Consider the following 16,843-nt stretch of genomic DNA (forward strand, 5'->3'; position numbering starts at 1 on the left):
CGATCGCCTACCGCTTCGCCGGCGGGCCGCTCTTGTTGCCGGGCAGGCCCTTGATGTTCGACGGATCCTGCTGCTGCACGGTGGAGTCCTTCGAATTCACGCCGACTGTTCCCTTTTGCGCGGGCGGGCCGTTCTTGTTGCCGGGCGCTCCCGCGATTCCGGCGCCCGAATTCTGCGCGCTGGGCGATGTGGCAGCACCGCTGGACTTGTCAGCGCTGTTGCGGTCTCCCGGCATGGACGCGGCCGCGCCCGGCTTGTCCTGGTCTCCGACATAGCCCGAGGCGCCGGAATTTTGCGTCTTGATGCCCTTGTCCGCCTCGTTCTGCAGGTTCTGCGCCACGACCGGCCCGGCCATCAGCGGAGCCGTGAGAAGGATTGCTGCCATTATTGTTCGCATGAGCGTTCTCCTTTGCCCCGTCGCGCTTAACGCCCGGCGAAGCAAAGATTTCCGATCGGCTTGCGAATAAGCTTGGCAGATGCGCGTTACGCCGCGCGCACCGTGTCGAGGAACTTGCCGACCTCGAATTTGAGGCGGTTGCTGTCGCTCGAGAGCGATTGCGCTGCGGAGAGGACTTGCGCGGAGGCCGAGCCGGTCTCGGTCGCGCCCTGCCGGACATTGCTGATATTGGCGCTGACCTGCGTGGTGCCTTCAGCCGCACTCTGCACGTTGCGCGAGATCTCGCCGGTTGCGGCGCCCTGCTGCTCGACCGCGGCCGCGATGGTGGAAGAGATCTCGGACAGCCGCTCGATGGTGCCGCCGATGGTCCTGATCGCACCGACGGACTCGTTGGTCGCGCCCTGGATGCTCGCGATCTGCTGACCGATCTCGCCTGTCGCCTTCGCGGTCTGCTCGGCGAGCGCCTTCACTTCCGAAGCGACCACCGCAAAGCCGCGCCCGGCCTCGCCTGCACGCGCGGCCTCGATGGTGGCGTTCAGCGCCAGGAGATTGGTCTGGCCCGCGATCGCATTGATGAGCTCGACGACATCGCCGATGCGGGCCGCCGCCTTCGACAATTCGCCGACGCGATCGTTGGTGTGGCCGGCCTGGCTGACCGCCTCGCCGGCAATGCGCGCGGAGGCCTGCACCTGGCGGCTGATCTCGTTGACGGAGGCGGTCAGCTCTTCTGCGGCTGAGGCCACCGACTGCACGTTGGTGGCGGCCTCTTCCGAGGCGGCCTCGACCAGCGCGGCGAGCTCGGTCGACCGGCCCGCGGTGGTCGTCAGCGATGTTGCCGATGCCTCGAGCTCGGTTGCGGCCGAGGACACCGTCTCGACGATCTCGCCGATCGCGCCCTCGAAATCGTCGGCCATCCTGATCATGTCGGCGCGGCGCCGCTCGGCGGCGAGCTTGTCCTGCCGCGCCTTCTCCTCCGCCTCCTCGCGCGCCTTCTGCTCGGCGTTGATCTTGAAGGTCTCGACGGCCTGCGCGATCTCGCCGATCTCGTCGGGACGGCCGAGGCCGGGCAGCACGACGGCGAAATTGCCGTTGGCGAGCTCGATCATCGCCGCCCGCATCGCCGACAGCGGCTTTGCGACCGAACGGCCGATGAAGGCACCGAGGCCGAGCACGCCCGCCGCGATCAGCGCGATGGCAATGGCGATCCAGAACTGGATGCCCTCGCGCTCGGCGTCGTTCTGCTTGTCGGCTTCGAGGCGGATGCTGTCGACCGATTTCGAGACCTGCTCGATGACGGGCTCGACGGTCGAGAACGCCTCCGACATCGCCTTCAACTCGCTCGCGAGCTTGAGCGCGGTCTCCATCCAGGCGGAAAAGTCGCGCTGATAGTCGGAGAGCTTCTGCCGCAGCTCGGCCTTCGCGGCTTCGGGAATCGCGCCGGCATCGATACCGGCGAGAAATTCGGATGCGCGCTTCTTCATCTCGCCGCCATATTTGGCGTCGCGACGCAGCATGAAATCCTTCTCATGCCGGCGCATCATCAGCATGATCACCTTGAGCGGGGCATCGTGCAACTGATCGACCTTGCTTTCGATCTCGTGGACGGAACCGCGCAGGCGGCCTTCGAGGCCTGAATTCTCGTCCAGCCCGAGGCGCTGCCGCTCCTCGACCACTGCGGCGAAGTGCGCCTGATAGGTCTTCAGCGACGCGTTCATCGCGTCGATCTTCTGCGCCAGCTCGGGCTTGCCGAGCGCCACGATCTTGCCGCGCAGCGTCTCGATGTCCAGCGCGACCTGCCGCGAGATCTCGACCTGGCGCTGCGCGCGGGCGGGGTCGCTGCGCAGCAGGAAATCCTTCTCGGCGCGGCGCGCCTCCAGCAGCTCGACCGCGATCCTGCTGTTCAGCTCGAAGACGGTGCGCGCTTTCTCGGCGGCGTCGCGCGAGATTCCCATCGCGCGCTCGCCGTAGAGATGAATGCCGCCGATCAGGGCGACGCCGACGACGCCAATGACGCCGATCGCAATAATCTTGTGAGTGAGTCGCAGAGAGAAAAGCCGCATCGTGATCGCAAAGCCGGTTGGTGACAGATGCGGTTTATGAGGCGCTAATGCATAAAAACTTCCGTTAATTTGCGGGCACGTAGGACTACGTGTATTATGACAAAATGCACGCCGGAGTGCATAACAAGACTCAAGGACATCCGCGCGTCGGGGGTTCGCCGAACCAGCGCGACGCGGCTTGGGCGGCGTCGTCATCATCGGGCGCGCCGTCGCTGGCCCAGGCGACAAAGCCATCGGGACGCACCAGCACCGCGCTCAGGCCCAGCCGATCCCGCGGCGCGCCCGCAAGATACGCAATCCGGTCGCTCCAGCCGCTCGCAAGCGCTTGAAGCGATTGGCGCATGTCGAAGTCCAGCAAGAGCCCTTTCGCCTCTCTGAGATTTTCTCCGACCGTCGTGCCGTCAGAGAGTTCGAAATCGGGAACACTGCGCCCGACGAGCGGATGGCGGCCGTCGAGATCGTAGCGGAGCGCAACGCCGCGGATGCGTTCGGCGAAATAGGTCGCGCCATCGCCGGTTGCGATCAGATCGCGGATGACCGCCTGGAGCGCGCGGGTCGCAGGCGTCGGCCGCATGATCGCGACCTGCGCGCGCGACCAATCGAGGATTTGTGCGCCGACGGGATGTCGCTCCCGCGAATAGCTATCGAGGAGATTGCTCGGCGCGTGGCCGGAGATCGTCGCGGCCAGCTTCCAGCCGAGGTTCATGGCATCGCCGAGACCGAGATTGAGCCCCTGCCCGCCCAGCGGCGAATGGATGTGCGCGGCATCGCCCGCGAGCAGCACGCGTCTCTTGCGATAGGCCGTCACCTGGCGGGCGCGGTCGGTCCAGGTCGCGGCAAAGCGAAGGCTTGTAATGGTGACGTCCGTGCAGGAGACGCGGCGCAGCACGTCTTGCACATGCTCGCGCGCAACAGGCGCGCTCCGGTGGAACAGGCCGCCGTCGAAATCGACCATCGCGATCGTGCCTGATACCGCATAAGTGTACATGCCCGTCGACGTGTAATTGCGGCCTGGCTTGAGTTTCTCCGGATCGGCGAGCTCGACGTCGATGGAATAGCCGGTGAATTCAGGGTCGGTGCCGACGAAATCGAATCCGCAGGCCTTGCGCACTATGCTGCGGCCGCCATCGCAGCCGACCAGCCAACGTCCGCGAAACGTCGCGCCGGCCGCCTGCACGGTGACGTCGTCGTCCGAGGCGGCAATGGCGGCGACGCCAAATCCCCTGAGGATGTCGACGCCCAGGCTGCATGCGCGCACGGCCAATACGGTTTCGAGCGTGTCCATGTCGACCGCGACGCCGGCTTCGGCCAGCGTCGGCAGGCGCCAGGACCATTTCGTGGCATCGACATCGTCCTCGAAGAACTGGATGCCGGCGAAGTGACCGGCGGGCCGTCGCGTCTGCTGCATCCAGTGCGCGACACTCTTGATCGCGCCTGACTTTGCGCGCTGCGCGGCGACGATCTCGTCGAGCAAGCCGCGCCGGTGAAAGGCCTCGGTCGTCGTGACAGACAGGCCACGCAGGCCGAACGGGAGCTGCTTCAGCGCCGAATGCGGATCTTGCGCTTGCTCGAGCACGAGCACCGAGCGACCTGCGAGCCGCAATTCGCAGGCGAGAAACAGGCCGACAGGGCCGGCACCGGCAATGATGACGTCATAGATATCAGTGGATTGGGTTTGCATGAGACGCTCCTGGAGTCGATGTTCGACCGGAGCGTTCCCAGAGCTTCGAGGATCACACGGACGAACGATTGAGCGCCCAAATGGCGCCCGCTGTTCGTCGTGGGGATCTCGTGCACAAGGCCAAAGACCAGAGCTTTCGTCACCGAAAGGATTTGGGCTGACCAGACCAAATCTGCCTTTTCCGACGGGGCGTATATAGTTTCGTGAGGATGGATGCGCAACGAAAAAGGCACGGCGCTTGCGGCGCCGTGCCTTTCATATTCTTGCGCGTCGGATCAGCTGTAGATCTCGAACAGGCCGGCGCCGCCCTGGCCGCCGCCGATGCACATGGTGACGACGCCCCACTTGGCCTTGCGGCGGGCGCCTTCCTGCAGCAGATGACCAGTGAGACGGGCGCCGGTCATGCCGAAAGGATGGCCGATCGCGATCGAGCCGCCGTTGACGTTGTACTTCTCGGGATCGATACCGAGCTTGTCGCGCGAATAGAGGCACTGGCTGGCAAAGGCCTCGTTGAGCTCCCAGAGATCGATGTCGTCGATCTTCAGGCCGTGACGCTTCAACAGCTTCGGCACGGCGAAGATCGGGCCGATGCCCATCTCGTCGGGCTCGCAGCCCGCGGCGGCCCATGCGACGAAGCGGCCGAGCGGCTTGAGGCCGCGCTTCTCGGCATCCTTGGCTTCCATCAGCACCACGGCGGCGGCGCCGTCGGAGAGCTGGCTGGCATTGCCGGCGGTGACGTACTTGCCGGGGCCCTTCACCGGCTCGAGCTTGGCGAGACCTTCGAGCGTGGTCTCCGGGCGATTGCACTCGTCGCGGTCGACGACATAGTCCACGATGCTCTCGGCCTTGGTGGCCTTGTCGACGACTTTCATCCTGGTCTTCATCGGGACGATTTCGTCCCTGAACTTGCCGGCCTGCTGCGCGGCCGCCATGCGGCGCTGCGATTCCAGCGAATATTCGTCCTGGTATTCGCGGCTAAGCTTGTAGCGCTCGGCAACGATGTCGGCGGTGTCGATCATCGCCATGAAAATGTCGGGCGCGGTCTTGAGCAATTCAGGATCGATCGATTCCTTCGGCGTGCCGCCGCCCGGAATCGAGATGCTCTCGACGCCGCCGGCGACGATGCAGTCGGCGCCGTCGGAGCGGATCGAGTTGGCGGCCATCGCGATGGTCTGCAGGCCCGAGGAGCAGAAGCGGTTCACCGAGACGCCGCCGGTGCTCTTCGGCAAGCCGGCGAGCAGCGCGGCCTGACGGCCGATGTTCGGCGCGCCATGGGCGCAATTGCCGAGATAGCAATCCTCGACGTAATCCTTGTCGACGCCGGCGCGGTCGACCGCGTGGTGGATGGCATGAGCCGCGAGCGACATCGGCGGCGTGATGTTGAACCCGCCGCGGCCGGATTTCGCGAGGCCCGTGCGCGCATAGGAAACGATGACGGCTTCACGCATTGTTTTCTCCCTTTTCGAACGATTGTACGGAGTGTCGTGACCGCCATTGGTACACAAAGTTTGGGGATCGCGGGAGAAATAAAGCACCGCGTTGCATCAACAAAAACGCCGCCCCTCGCGAGAAGGGCGGCGTTGTTCCGCACGTCGGAATATATGATGATCGTCATTCCGTGGGGCGCGCGCGCAGCGGAGGCCTCAGAACCTCAGCGCCTTGACCTGCTTGACCTGCGGCAGCGCCTGCACCTTGGCGAGGACGTCCGCCGGCACCGCGCCGTCGACCTCGACCAGCGCGATGGCGTCGCCGCCCTGCTCGACGCGGCCGAGATGGAAGGTCGCGATGTTGAGCTTGGCGTCGCCCAGGAGGCCGGCGAAGCTACCGATGAAGCCCGGCTTGTCCTCGTTGGTGACGTAGATCATCGACTTGCCGAACTCGGCGTCGACGCGGATGCCCTTGATGTCGACCAGGCGCGGCTTGCCGTCATGATAGACGGTACCGGAGACCGAGCGCTCCTGGCGTTCGGTCGCGACCGTCACGGTGATCAGGCTCTCATAGTCGCTCTGGGCGGCGCGGACGATCTCGTCCACGACCATGCCGCGCTCCTTGGCGACAACAGGCGCGGACACCACGTTGACCTCGCCTAGCATCGGGCGAAGCAGGCCCGACAGCACCGCGGAGGTGATCGCCTTGATCTTCATCTCGGCGACGTGGCCCTCATAGGTGATCTCCACCTTGAGGATGCCTGACTCGGTGAGCTGACCGGCGAACGAGCCGAGCTTCTCGGCAAGCGCAATGAACGGCTTCAGCTTCGGCGCTTCTTCCGCGGTGATCGAGGGGAAGTTCACCGCATTGGAGATCGCGCCGGTGAGCAAATAGTCCGACATCTGCTCGGCGACCTGCAGCGCGACGTTCTCCTGCGCTTCCGTGGTGGAGGCGCCGAGATGCGGCGTGCAGATCACGTTGGGATGGCCGAACAGCACGTTGGTGTTCGCAGGCTCCTCGACGAAGACGTCGAAGGCGGCGCCGGCGATATGCTTGGAATTGAGCGCATCGACCACGGCCTGCTCGTCGACAAGACCGCCGCGGGCACAGTTGATCAGGCGCACGCCCTTCTTCATCTTGGCGATCGCGGCCGCGTCGATGATGTTCTTGGTCTTCTCGGTCAGCGGCGTGTGCAGCGTGATGAAGTCGGCGCGCTTCAGGAGGTCATCGAGCTCGACCTTCTCCACGCCGATGTCCTTGGCGCGCTCGGGCGACAGGAACGGATCGAACGCGACCACCTTCATGCGCAGGCCGAGGGCGCGGTCGGCAACGATCGAGCCGATATTGCCGCAGCCGACGACGCCGAGCACCTTGCCGGTGATCTCGACGCCCATGAAGCGGTTCTTCTCCCATTTGCCGGCCTGGGTCGAGGCGTCGGCCTGCGGGATCTCGCGGGCCAGTGCCAGCATGAGCGTAATCGCGTGCTCGGCGGTCGTGATGGAATTGCCGAACGGCGTGTTCATCACGATGATGCCCTTGGCCGTGGCGGCGGGAATCTCGACATTGTCGACGCCGATGCCGGCGCGGCCGATCACCTTGAGATTGGTCGCCTTCTCCAGGATCTTGGCGGTCGCCTTGGTCGCGGAGCGGATGGCAAGGCCGTCATAATTGCCGATGATCTCGGCGAGCTTGTCCTTGTCCTTGCCGAGATTGGGCTGGAAGTCGACCTCGACGCCGCGGTCTTTGAAGATCTGCACGGCGGCGGGCGAGAGCGCGTCGGAAATGAGAACTTTGGGCTTGGTCATGGGAATGATCCTCTACCTTCCCTGATGGAAGGGACGGCGTTCGACCGGAATAGGGTGATGTCTGGGAGCGAATTCTGCCTCTCCCCGCAAGAACGGGAAGAGGCGAAGAAAGAAAGCTTACGCTGCCTTGGCGAGCTGCGCCTTGGTCTCGGCGAAGGCCCAGTCGATCCACTGCGTCAGCAGCTCGACGTCCCTGGCCTCGACGGTGGCCCCGCACCAGATCCGCAGCCCCGCCGGCGCGTCGCGATAATACGCGAAGTCATAGCCGGCACCTTCCTTCTCGACGAGGGCGACGAGCTTCTTGGAGAACTCGGCCTGTGCGTCGTCGGAGAGCGATGTGATCGCGGGATCGGTGAACTTCAGGCACACCGAGGTGTTGGAACGGATCGCCGCGTCCTTGGCCAGGAAGTCGATCCACGGCGTCTTCGCCTTCCAGTCGGCCAGCACCTTGGTGTTGGCGTCGGCGCGCGCGATCAGCGCCTTGAGGCCGCCGATCGACTTGGCCCAGTTCAGCGCATCGAGATAATCCTCGACGCAGAGCATCGACGGCGTGTTGATGGTCTCGCCGACGAAGATGCCTTCGTTGATCTTGCCGCCCTTGGTCATGCGGAAGATCTTCGGCAGCGGCCAGGCCGGCTTGTAGGTCTCGAGCCGTTCCACCGCGCGGGGCGACAGGATCAGCATGCCGTGCGCGGCTTCACCGCCGAGCGCTTTCTGCCAGGAGAAGGTGACGACATCGAGCTTGGCCCAGTCGAGCGGCTGCGCAAACGCGGCCGAGGTGGCGTCGCAAATGGTCAGGCCTTCGCGGGTCGCGCTGATCCAATCGGCGTTCGGCACGCGGACGCCTGAGGTGGTGCCATTCCAGGTGAAGACGACGTCGCTCTTGGGATCGACCTTGGAAAGGTCGGGAATCTCACCATAAGCAGCGTTGAGCTTGGTGACGTCCTTGAGCTTCAATTCCTTGACGATATCGCTGACCCAGCCCTCGCCGAAGGATTCCCAGGCGAGCGTGGTGACGGGCCGCGCCCCGAGCAGCGACCACAGCGCCATCTCGACCGCGCCGGTATCGGACGCCGGCACGATGCCGATGCGATAATCGGCCGGGACTTCAAGCACTTCGCGCGTCAGATCGATCGCGAGCTTGAGCTTGGTCTTGCCGACCTTCGCGCGATGCGAACGGCCGAGCGCTGCGTCTTTGAGATTTTGGGCGTTCCAGCCGGGGCGCTTGGCGCAGGGGCCGGAGGAGAAATGCGGCACGGTCGGCCGCGAAGCGGGCTTCGCTACAGTCATGATCTACCCTTCCAGATAGTAAGCCTCCCGTTGGGGGGAGGTGTCCCGCCGCGGCTGATACGGGAATCGGGAAGGTCAGTCAAGAAAGTTCAGGAGCCTCACGGGGGAGTGATGGTTCGTCCGGGGCAATATCTGGGGATACGACAGGCGCCAGCGCGTTCAGCAAGTCCGTGGCCTCGCTGATCAATTGCGCAGCGCGGCGGCGGCTGCCGACTTTCAAAATGCATTTGTCATTGGCCTGCACAACGTAATCGTTGCCGACCTTGATCATGGAATAGCTTGTCATTGAAATCCCCGAACCGACCGAGCCCGGTGTCCGACGCGGGCGTAGCACCGTTCGTTCCTCGATCCACGTGAACGACCAAGGGTTAGTTTATCAGCTGTTAAGATGAACGAACGCGCGATCGGATTTCGTTGATCGCACAATGGTCATTGCGAGCTGCATCAAAACCGCACAGTCATGCCGACATGACTGGCCGAAAATCCGAGCCGCTTGTAGAAGCGCTGCGCATCGACGCGGCTCGAATGCGTCAGCAATTCAACCAGAACACAGCCGCGTGCCTTGGCTTCGGCGACCGCCCATTGCACCAGCTTTTCGCCGATGCCGCGGCTGCGGCAATCAGAGGCGACGCGGACATCTTCGAGCAATCCGCGGATGCCACCTTGCGAGCTGATGCCAGGCAGAAGTGCGAGTTGCAGGCAGCCGACCACCCTGCCCTCGCTCTCGGCGACCACAAGCTGGAGATTGGGGTTGCGTTCGACCCGTTCGAACGCTTCGTAATAGATCTCGGGCAACGGATTCGCCAACCGCTCGCGGGCGCGGCCGAGATGATCATCGGCGAGCATGGCGATCATCGCCGCGACGTCCTCGCGGCGTGCGGGGCGGATGGAAACTGACTTGTCATTCATCGACGAACGCTCCGGGCTCAGCGCGCAGACGGAAGGCCGAGAAACGCCTCGGCCTCGCCGACCCAGCGGCGGATGGCCGCATAACGGTCGAGATCGAAGCCGCCTTCATGCGCGACACGCGTATAGGCGAGCAGCGAGACGTCCGCGAGCGAAACCTCCTCACCGGCAAAGAAGCGGCTCGCGGCAAGATGCGCCTCCATGCGGTCAAGCGCCACATAGCCGCGCTTGACCTTGTCAGGATCGAGCTCGGAGACTGACTTGCCGAGATAGATCATCTGGAAACGGCACACCGCGATATAGGGCTCGTGGCTGTACTGCTCCCAGAACAGCCATTCGTCCATCTTGGCGGCGGCAAAGGCGTCGCGCGGAATGAGTGCGCTATCGCGGGCGAGATAGCGGATGATGGCGTTGGACTGCGCGAGCGTGCGGCCGTCGTCGAAGGCCACGGTCGGCACCTGGCCGGCGCCGTTCATCGCCAAAAATTGCGGCGTGCGCGTCTCGCCCTTGCGCGTGTCGGTCTCGATCCAGCGATAGGGCAATGCGAGACGATCGCACACCCATTTCACCTTCAGGCAATTGCCGGAATTGCTGTCGCCGTAAATCTGCATTGCCGCCGCCCCATAAGAGGCGACAGAGCATCAGGCCGCAGCGAACCTGTCAACCGCGACGCAGCGAGGCCGTGTCAGAACTTGTAGCCGAGCCCGACGCGCGCATTGTTCAGCGTCACCGAGGTGTTCATGACCGGCGAGAATCTCACATATTCGTATTCGACGCGGGCGAACAGACCGTCCCAGATGCAATATTCGACGCCGAGACCCGCGGTCCAGCCCACCGCGAAGGCGTTGGTCCGGTGCTGGCTCTGAGTTTGCGATTGCGAAGGCACATCATAGGTCGTGCTCGTGGTCGATGTGGCGCCACCAACACCCGTGGTCGTCACGACCTGGGTCAGCGTCACGTTGCTCGTGACCGTGCGGGAGACGTCCATTCGTCCGACGGCAGCGCCGAAGAACGCATACGGCATGAAGTCGCCGCCGTCCCAGCCCACACGACCGCGGAGCGAGATCATGTCCTTGACCTTCGCTGCAGCAGTGCCGGTCAAAGTCACGTTATAATTGTCGGTCGTGCCCGTGGGCGGATTGTCGCCGGCCGGATTGGTGATGACGAGCGAGTTCGAGCCAGTCGTCGACGTGGCGAGATTGTTGAAATAACTGTACGTGCCCTCGAGACCCATGATCGCATCGTACCATTGCCAGTTGCGGCCGACGAAAGCACCGAAATTCGTGCTCTGCGTGTTGGTCTTGTTCATGAGCGACCAACTCGCAGTCGGCTGCTGCAGCACGCTGTCGCGGAAGATGAAGTTGGTCAGACCGACCACGCTTTGGCTGAAATCGGTCGCGTCGGTCGTGTAGCCGCCGTTGACGCCGACATAGGCGCCGTCCCAATTGTGGGTCGTCTTGGACAGACCGTCGGTGAAGCCGCCGCGCAGGACGGGCAGATCCGGCATGTCGGCCGCGTGTGCGGCGGACACAGATCCGAACACCGCCGCCACCAACCAAAGCCTACGCATTGCAACGCTCCATCGAACTCGAACTTTTCAGCGTGATCATGGCTCGTTAACCTTAACCAATGGTTGCGTCTGACGTTTTCGCCGCCGCGCGCCATGAAAAAAATGCAAAGCAAAACGGCGCGGGATGATCCCGCGCCGTTAAGAGACGTTAAGCGATTGAGGCTTGCGATCAGCCCTTGGTGACGAGCGGCGGCGGCACGTAAGCCGGCGGGCTGCTGAGATCCCAACGCACGCCGAGCTTCACGTCGTGCGAGGTCAGATCCCTGAGCTTGATCGAGGTCGGGCCGGACGCGCTGTTGTCGAACAGGCGGAAGTTGCCGGGCGCCGCGTCGCCGAGGTTCATGTAGCTGTAGGCCAGTTCGACGGTGAAGCCGGGGTTGACCTTGTAGGCAAGACCGGCGTGGGCGGCCCAGGCGAGGTTCCATTTTCCGTTGTCGGCGAAGTAAGCGACGCTGGCACTCGGGGTCGGGGTGAGCGCGGCGAGATACGCAATCCCGTCGTCACGGAAGCCGCTGATCTTGTTGTAGGAGCCGCCGACACCGGCACCGATGAACGGGGTGATGCACCACCAGGTGCCGAGATCGACATAGGCGTTGGCCATGACGACCCACTCGGACTTGCTGCCGCTGTAGTTGTCGGAACCGACGAAGCCGGGCCCAATGACCTGGTCTGCACCATGCAGATTGGCCTTGCCACGGTACTGGCCGATCACGTCCGTGCGGAACCAGTTGTTGAAGCGATAGCCGACACCGACGTCGAACAGCGGGGACGAGTCGAAGCCGAGACCCTGCGTGGTCTTCGTAAACCCGGGCGCGACGTTGCCGTCGATGCTCTTGGCGCTCTGGTTGGTCATGCCGACGTCGCCGCGCAGATACCAGCCGCCGAAATCGGCGGGCGGGGCGGGCGGCGCGTACATGGGGGGCGGAGCCGCGATCGGCATATCGGCGGCAAACGCCATCGACGAGATCAGTGATGCCGCACCCGCGGCAAGGAGAGACTTAACGCTACGCATTGGCTTCGTCCTTATGGCCGGTGAGACAAAATGCAGATGCCTCACGTTCTGGAAACTCACAGGCGGACGATGGCAGCAAATGCTTAAGCGCCACTTAACCCTAATTTTTAAGGTTGATTTTTTCTGAGCGCACACGTGGATGCGGCGCAAGCGTTGCAAAAATGCGGCAGGTGAGCGCCGCAATTGCTAACGATTGATGAAGCCGCAGCGCAGCGAAAGAAGGTTTGTTAACGCCTGTGCTGCGGCAGCTTGGGCAGGAATACCGCAAGCAGCCCGATCGCCGGCAGATAGGCGCAGACCTGGTAGACGAAGGCGATGGAGGTGTGATCGGCGAGCTTGCCGAGCACGGCGGCGCCCAGGCCGCCAATGCCGAAGGCGACGCCGAAGAACACGCCCGAGATCATGCCGAAGCGGTGCGGCACCAGCTCCTGCGCGAACACGATGATCGACGACGTCGTCGAGGAGATGATCAGGCCGATGATCACAGACAGCACCGCACTCGCGTAAAGACCGGCATAGGGCAGCGCCAGCGTGAACGGCAGCGCGCCCAGGATCGAGATCCAGATCACGATCTTGCGGCCAAAGCGATCGCCTAAGGGACCGCCGAAGAACGCGCCGACCGCGTTGGCGGCGAGAAAGATGAAGAGATAGATCTGCGCTGTCTGCGTCGACACGCCGAAACGGTCGATCAGATAGAAGATGTAATAGCTCGACAGGCTCGAGACGTAGAGCTGCTTCGAGAACAGCAGCGCGACGAGCACGATGAGCGCAACGGCGACGCGGCGTGAGCTCGGCGCATCGGGATGAGCCTGAAGCGGCGCGGCCTTCTTGGTCGTGATCTGCGGCGCGTACCAGCGGCCGATGCGCCAGAGGATGACGATCGCAAGAAACGCGATCGAGGAGAACCAGGCGATGCTGCCCTGCCCGAACGGCACCACGATGAGGGCGGCGAGCACCGGCCCCATCGAGGTGCCGAAACTGCCGCCGAGTTGAAACACCGATTGCGCAAAGCCATAGCGCCCGCCGGAGGCGAGCCGCGCGATGCGCGCCGATTCCGGGTGAAACACCGCCGAGCCGAGACCGACCAGCGCGGCGGCGACGAGGATGACGAGATATTGGTGCGCGGCACTCAGCAGAAGCAGGCCAAAGAAGGTCGAGGCCATCCCGATCGAGAGCGAGTAAGGCTGCGCTTTCTTGTCGGTGTAGTGGCCGACCACCGGCTGCAGCAGCGAGGCCGTGAACTGGAACGCCAGCGTGATCATGCCGATCTGCGCGAAGTCGAGCGCGTAGGTGTCCTTCAGGATCGGATACACCGAGGCGATCAGCGACTGCATGGTGTCGTTGAGGAAGTGCGAGAAGCTGATGCCGGCGAGCACGATATAAGCCGGCCCCGCGGCTTTGGCGGCAGCGGGAGCGACGTCGCTGACGACGACGGGCTCGGTCAGCGTTTCCTCTGAGACGACGACAGGCTTGTTCAATTCAGCATCCCGGCAGGCGCGGCAGACTGCCACGAGTTGCTAGGTACGATGATGGCGGCGGACAGGCCACTGCCAATCGCAAATGGCTGGGATGCGCGGCCCCTCTCCACCGGTCCGGAATCGTGGGGTGAGATCACCCCACCCCAGTCGCGTTTGAAAGGCCGCTACGCCGCGGCCTGGCCCAGCGCCGAGACGATGGTGTCGACGACGTCCTCGACCAGGATGCGGTCCTCGCCTTCGCCCATGACGCGGATCACGGGCTCGGTGCCGGAGGAGCGGATCAGCAAACGGCCATGGCCGTTGAGGCGCTTCTCGCCGTCGGAGATCGCCGACTTGACGTCGGAATCGTCGAGCGGCTTGCCGCCCTTGTGGCGGACGTTCTTGAGGATCTGCGGCAGCGGATCGAAGCGGTGGCAGACCTCGGAGACCGGGCGGCGCAGCTTCTGCACCACCGCGAGCACCTGCAGCGCGGCGACAAAGCCGTCGCCTGTGGTGGCGTAGTCGGACAGGATGATGTGGCCGGACTGCTCGCCGCCGAGATTGTAGCCGCCGCTCAGCATCTGCTCGAGCACGTAGCGGTCGCCGACCGGCGTGCGCACGAGATCGAGCCCGTGCCCTTTCAGGAAGCGCTCGAGGCCAAGATTGGACATCACGGTGGCGACGATGCCGGGACGCGAGAGGCGGCCGTCTTCCTTCCAGCTCTGCGCGATCACCGCCAGCAGCTGGTCGCCGTCGACGACATGGCCGCGCTCGTCGACCAGGATGACGCGATCGGCGTCGCCATCGAGCGCAATGCCGATGTCGGCGCGCATCTCGCGCACCTTCTTCGACAGCGCCTCCGGCGAGGTCGAGCCGCAATCCTTGTTGATGTTGAAACCGTCTGGCTCGACGCCGATCGGCACCACGTCGGCGCCCAATTCCCACAGCGCTTCCGGCACCACCTTGTAGGCGGCGCCGTTGGCGCAATCGATCACGACACGAAGGCCCTCGAGCGAGAGATCGCGCGGCAGCGTGCGCTTGGCGAATTCGATGTAGCGATCATGCACGCCGTCGATACGGCGGGCACGGCCGAGGCTCGCGCTCTGCGCCAGCCGCTTCTCGATCGGCTCGTCGAGCAGCTGCTCGATCTGCTTCTCGACGTCGTCGGAAAGTTTAAAACCCTGCGGGCCGAACAGCTTGATGCCGTTGTCCTCGAACAGATTGTGCGAGGCCGAGATCATGACGCCGAGATCGGCGCGCATCGACTTGGTCAGCATCGCCACCGCCGGCGTCGGCATCGGGCCGACCAGCAGCACGTCCATGCCGACCGAGGTGAAGCCCGCGACCATCGCGTATTCGATCATGTAGCCTGACAGCCGCGTGTCCTTGCCGATCACGACCCGGTGGCGGTGGTCACCGCGCTGAAACGCAAGGCCGGCGGCCTGGCCGACCTTGAGCGCGAGCTCCGGCGTGATCAGTCCGTTGGCGCGGCCCCGGATCCCGTCCGTCCCGAAATATTTGCGGCTCATCATCGTCCCCCACGCGCAACAACCAGGGATCCCCACGACAACCTCCGGGTGCCCGAACAGGCCCCGTATCCCTGATTTGCTGGGGGTCTTATAATGCCTGGACGGCTAAATTGGCTTCAAAAAATATGATGAATCATTACGGAACCGGGAACTCCTGTTCCCGGTAACTGACTGTTAACATTATATTTCCGGTTTTGGCGCCGGAATGGGGCGGAACCCTCCTCACCCCTTCCGCTTCACATGACCGTCCTCGCGGCTCGGCGCCGGCTGGGTGACGTTGACGGGATCGGAGGCTGGGAAGGTCTCCTCGAGGCCCTCTTCGAGCGCGTCGTCGAGGGCCTGCTTCTCCTTGATCTTATCAGGCGAAGGCCCCGGGTGCGGCTTGGTCATGGCGCCCTCCTCGCAAACGATTTGGCTGTGCATCCAACCATGCTAGATGACCTCTAAATCTTCCGACGCAAGACTCCCAAGACAAGACGGGCCGGGGAACGTTCATGAAGCATATTACCTGTATCGACGATCTACGCGCGCTGCATAAGCGCCGCGTGCCGAAGGCATTCTTCGACTATTGCGACCGCGGCTCCTATGCCGAGGAAACGCTGCGCGCCAATCGCGAGGACATGCAGCAGATCAAGTTCCGCCAGCGCATCCTGGTCGACGTCTCCAGGCGCGACACCTCGACCACGATCCTCGGCGAGCCCTCGACCATGCCGCTGATGCTCGCCCCTGTCGGCCTGCTCGGCATGCAACATGGCGACGGCGAGATTCACGCTTGTCGCGCGGCACAGGCCGCCGGCATCCCGTTCACCCAATCGACGATGTCGATCTGCTCGATCGAGGACATCGCGGGCGCCGTCGACAAGCCGTTCTGGTTCCAGCTCTACGTGATGAGAGACCGCGGCTTCATCAAGGACCTGATCCAGCGCGCGATGGCGGCCAAATGCAGCGCGCTGGTGCTGACCGTCGATCTGCAGGTGATCGGCCAGCGCCACGCCGACATCAAGAACGGCATGACGGTGCCTCCCGAATGGTCGCTGTCGAAGCTCCTGGATTTCGCCAGCAAGCCGGCCTGGGTCTCGGGTGTGCTGCAGGGCAAGCGCCGCACCTTCGGCAACATCGCCGGTCACGTGAAGAACACCGAGGATCTCAACCGCCTCGCCGAGTGGACCGCTTCGCAGTTCGACACGTCGTTGAACTGGAAGGACGTCGAGTGGGTCCGCAGCATCTGGCCGGGCAAGCTCATCATCAAGGGCATTCTCGACGTCGAGGACGCCGAGGAAGCCGCCAAGACCGGCGCGCAGGCGCTGGTGGTGTCGAACCATGGCGGTCGCCAGCTCGACGGCGCGCCGTCGTCGATCGAGGTGCTGCCCGAGATCGCGGACGCGGTCGGCGACAAGATGGAGATCATGTTCGACGGCGGCATCCGCTCCGGCCAGGACGTGATGCGCGCGCTCGCGCTCGGTGCCAAGTCGTGCATGATCGGCCGCGCTTATGCGTATGGCCTGGGCGCCGGCGGCCAGGCCGGCGTCGCCAAGGCAATCGACATCATCCAGAAAGAGTTGCTGACCACGATGGGCCTGTGCGGCGTCAACCGGATCGACGAGATCGACGATCACGTGATTGCGGTGTGAGACGCAACGGCGGTGCGGTAGGGCGGGCAAAGCGAAGCGTGCCCACCAACTCCGCGTAATAGATAAGGATGGTGGGC

General features: G+C 63.9%; 15 protein-coding genes. 1 reads left to right on the forward strand and 14 read right to left on the reverse strand.

Features of this window, described 5'->3' with window-relative positions; genetic code table 11:
• Positions 1-7: 7 nt before the first annotated feature.
• From L6639_RS25630 to L6639_RS25695, 14 genes are all read right to left on the reverse strand, one after another.
• Entirely contained in the window at positions 8-235 is a 228-nt protein-coding gene (locus L6639_RS25630; RefSeq protein WP_237864659.1) for a hypothetical protein, read from the reverse strand.
• A gap of 248 nt (positions 236-483) precedes the next feature.
• Positions 484-2,457 (reverse strand): methyl-accepting chemotaxis protein, encoded by a 1,974-nt coding sequence (locus L6639_RS25635; protein WP_237864413.1) that lies wholly within the window; start codon positions 2,455-2,457, stop codon positions 484-486.
• Positions 2,458-2,587: 130 nt separating this feature from the next.
• On the reverse strand, positions 2,588-4,138 hold the full coding sequence (locus L6639_RS25640; protein ID WP_237864414.1) for an FAD-dependent monooxygenase: 1,551 nt from the start codon (positions 4,136-4,138) through the stop codon (positions 2,588-2,590).
• A 275-nt stretch (positions 4,139-4,413) separates the two neighbouring features.
• Complete coding sequence (locus L6639_RS25645) at positions 4,414-5,586, reverse strand: thiolase family protein (protein ID WP_237864415.1); 1,173 nt, start codon at positions 5,584-5,586, stop codon at positions 4,414-4,416.
• A gap of 195 nt (positions 5,587-5,781) precedes the next feature.
• Complete coding sequence (gene serA / locus L6639_RS25650; protein WP_237864416.1) at positions 5,782-7,371, reverse strand: phosphoglycerate dehydrogenase; 1,590 nt, start codon at positions 7,369-7,371, stop codon at positions 5,782-5,784.
• A 117-nt stretch (positions 7,372-7,488) separates the two neighbouring features.
• Positions 7,489-8,661, reverse strand: coding sequence for a phosphoserine transaminase (locus tag L6639_RS25655; RefSeq protein WP_237864417.1), 1,173 nt, complete (start codon positions 8,659-8,661; stop codon positions 7,489-7,491).
• A gap of 79 nt (positions 8,662-8,740) precedes the next feature.
• The gene (locus tag L6639_RS25660; protein WP_237864418.1) at positions 8,741-8,947 is read right to left on the reverse strand and encodes a hypothetical protein; all 207 of its coding nucleotides are present in this window, start codon (positions 8,945-8,947) and stop codon (positions 8,741-8,743) included.
• Positions 8,948-9,105: 158 nt separating this feature from the next.
• Positions 9,106-9,570: a GNAT family N-acetyltransferase gene (locus L6639_RS25665; protein WP_237864419.1), complete on the reverse strand. Its 465-nt coding sequence runs from the start codon at positions 9,568-9,570 to the stop codon at positions 9,106-9,108.
• Between the two features lie 17 nt (positions 9,571-9,587).
• The gene (locus tag L6639_RS25670) at positions 9,588-10,178 is read right to left on the reverse strand and encodes a glutathione S-transferase family protein (protein WP_237864420.1); all 591 of its coding nucleotides are present in this window, start codon (positions 10,176-10,178) and stop codon (positions 9,588-9,590) included.
• Positions 10,179-10,252: 74 nt separating this feature from the next.
• Positions 10,253-11,137, reverse strand: a complete 885-nt coding sequence (locus tag L6639_RS25675; protein WP_237864421.1) for an outer membrane protein — start codon at positions 11,135-11,137, stop codon at positions 10,253-10,255.
• Between the two features lie 169 nt (positions 11,138-11,306).
• Complete coding sequence (locus L6639_RS25680; protein ID WP_237864422.1) at positions 11,307-12,149, reverse strand: outer membrane protein; 843 nt, start codon at positions 12,147-12,149, stop codon at positions 11,307-11,309.
• Between the two features lie 227 nt (positions 12,150-12,376).
• Positions 12,377-13,627, reverse strand: coding sequence for an MFS transporter (locus L6639_RS25685; RefSeq protein WP_237864423.1), 1,251 nt, complete (start codon positions 13,625-13,627; stop codon positions 12,377-12,379).
• Positions 13,628-13,791: 164 nt separating this feature from the next.
• Positions 13,792-15,135 (reverse strand): phosphoglucosamine mutase, encoded by a 1,344-nt coding sequence (gene glmM, locus L6639_RS25690; RefSeq protein WP_237864424.1) that lies wholly within the window; start codon positions 15,133-15,135, stop codon positions 13,792-13,794.
• 222 nt (positions 15,136-15,357) lie between these two features.
• Entirely contained in the window at positions 15,358-15,525 is a 168-nt protein-coding gene (locus L6639_RS25695) for a hypothetical protein (protein WP_237864425.1), read from the reverse strand.
• 104 nt (positions 15,526-15,629) lie between these two features.
• On the opposite strand from L6639_RS25695, the gene L6639_RS25700 reads away from it, so the two are divergent.
• Entirely contained in the window at positions 15,630-16,766 is a 1,137-nt protein-coding gene (locus L6639_RS25700) for an alpha-hydroxy acid oxidase (RefSeq protein WP_237864426.1), read from the forward strand.
• The last annotated feature ends 77 nt before the right edge of the window (positions 16,767-16,843 follow it).

It is taken from the genome of Bradyrhizobium zhengyangense (assembly GCF_022012555.1).
Taxonomy (GTDB): domain Bacteria; phylum Pseudomonadota; class Alphaproteobacteria; order Rhizobiales; family Xanthobacteraceae; genus Bradyrhizobium; species Bradyrhizobium zhengyangense.

Coding starts and splice junctions, on each gene's coding strand:
- L6639_RS25675 (WP_237864421.1), bottom strand. CDS start 11,137: ATGCGTAGGCTTTGGTTGGTGGCGGCGGTGTTCGGATCTGTGTCCGCC.
- L6639_RS25655 (WP_237864417.1), bottom strand. CDS start 8,661: ATGACTGTAGCGAAGCCCGCTTCGCGGCCGACCGTGCCGCATTTCTCC.
- L6639_RS25660 (WP_237864418.1), bottom strand. CDS start 8,947: ATGACAAGCTATTCCATGATCAAGGTCGGCAACGATTACGTTGTGCAG.
- L6639_RS25665 (WP_237864419.1), bottom strand. CDS start 9,570: ATGAATGACAAGTCAGTTTCCATCCGCCCCGCACGCCGCGAGGACGTC.
- L6639_RS25630 (WP_237864659.1), bottom strand. CDS start 235: ATGCCGGGAGACCGCAACAGCGCTGACAAGTCCAGCGGTGCTGCCACA.
- L6639_RS25680 (WP_237864422.1), bottom strand. CDS start 12,149: ATGCGTAGCGTTAAGTCTCTCCTTGCCGCGGGTGCGGCATCACTGATC.
- L6639_RS25635 (WP_237864413.1), bottom strand. CDS start 2,457: ATGCGGCTTTTCTCTCTGCGACTCACTCACAAGATTATTGCGATCGGC.
- L6639_RS25695 (WP_237864425.1), bottom strand. CDS start 15,525: ATGACCAAGCCGCACCCGGGGCCTTCGCCTGATAAGATCAAGGAGAAG.
- L6639_RS25640 (WP_237864414.1), bottom strand. CDS start 4,138: ATGCAAACCCAATCCACTGATATCTATGACGTCATCATTGCCGGTGCC.
- L6639_RS25670 (WP_237864420.1), bottom strand. CDS start 10,178: ATGCAGATTTACGGCGACAGCAATTCCGGCAATTGCCTGAAGGTGAAA.
- L6639_RS25645 (WP_237864415.1), bottom strand. CDS start 5,586: ATGCGTGAAGCCGTCATCGTTTCCTATGCGCGCACGGGCCTCGCGAAA.
- L6639_RS25700 (WP_237864426.1), top strand. CDS start 15,630: ATGAAGCATATTACCTGTATCGACGATCTACGCGCGCTGCATAAGCGC.
- glmM (WP_237864424.1), bottom strand. CDS start 15,135: ATGAGCCGCAAATATTTCGGGACGGACGGGATCCGGGGCCGCGCCAAC.
- serA (WP_237864416.1), bottom strand. CDS start 7,371: ATGACCAAGCCCAAAGTTCTCATTTCCGACGCGCTCTCGCCCGCCGCC.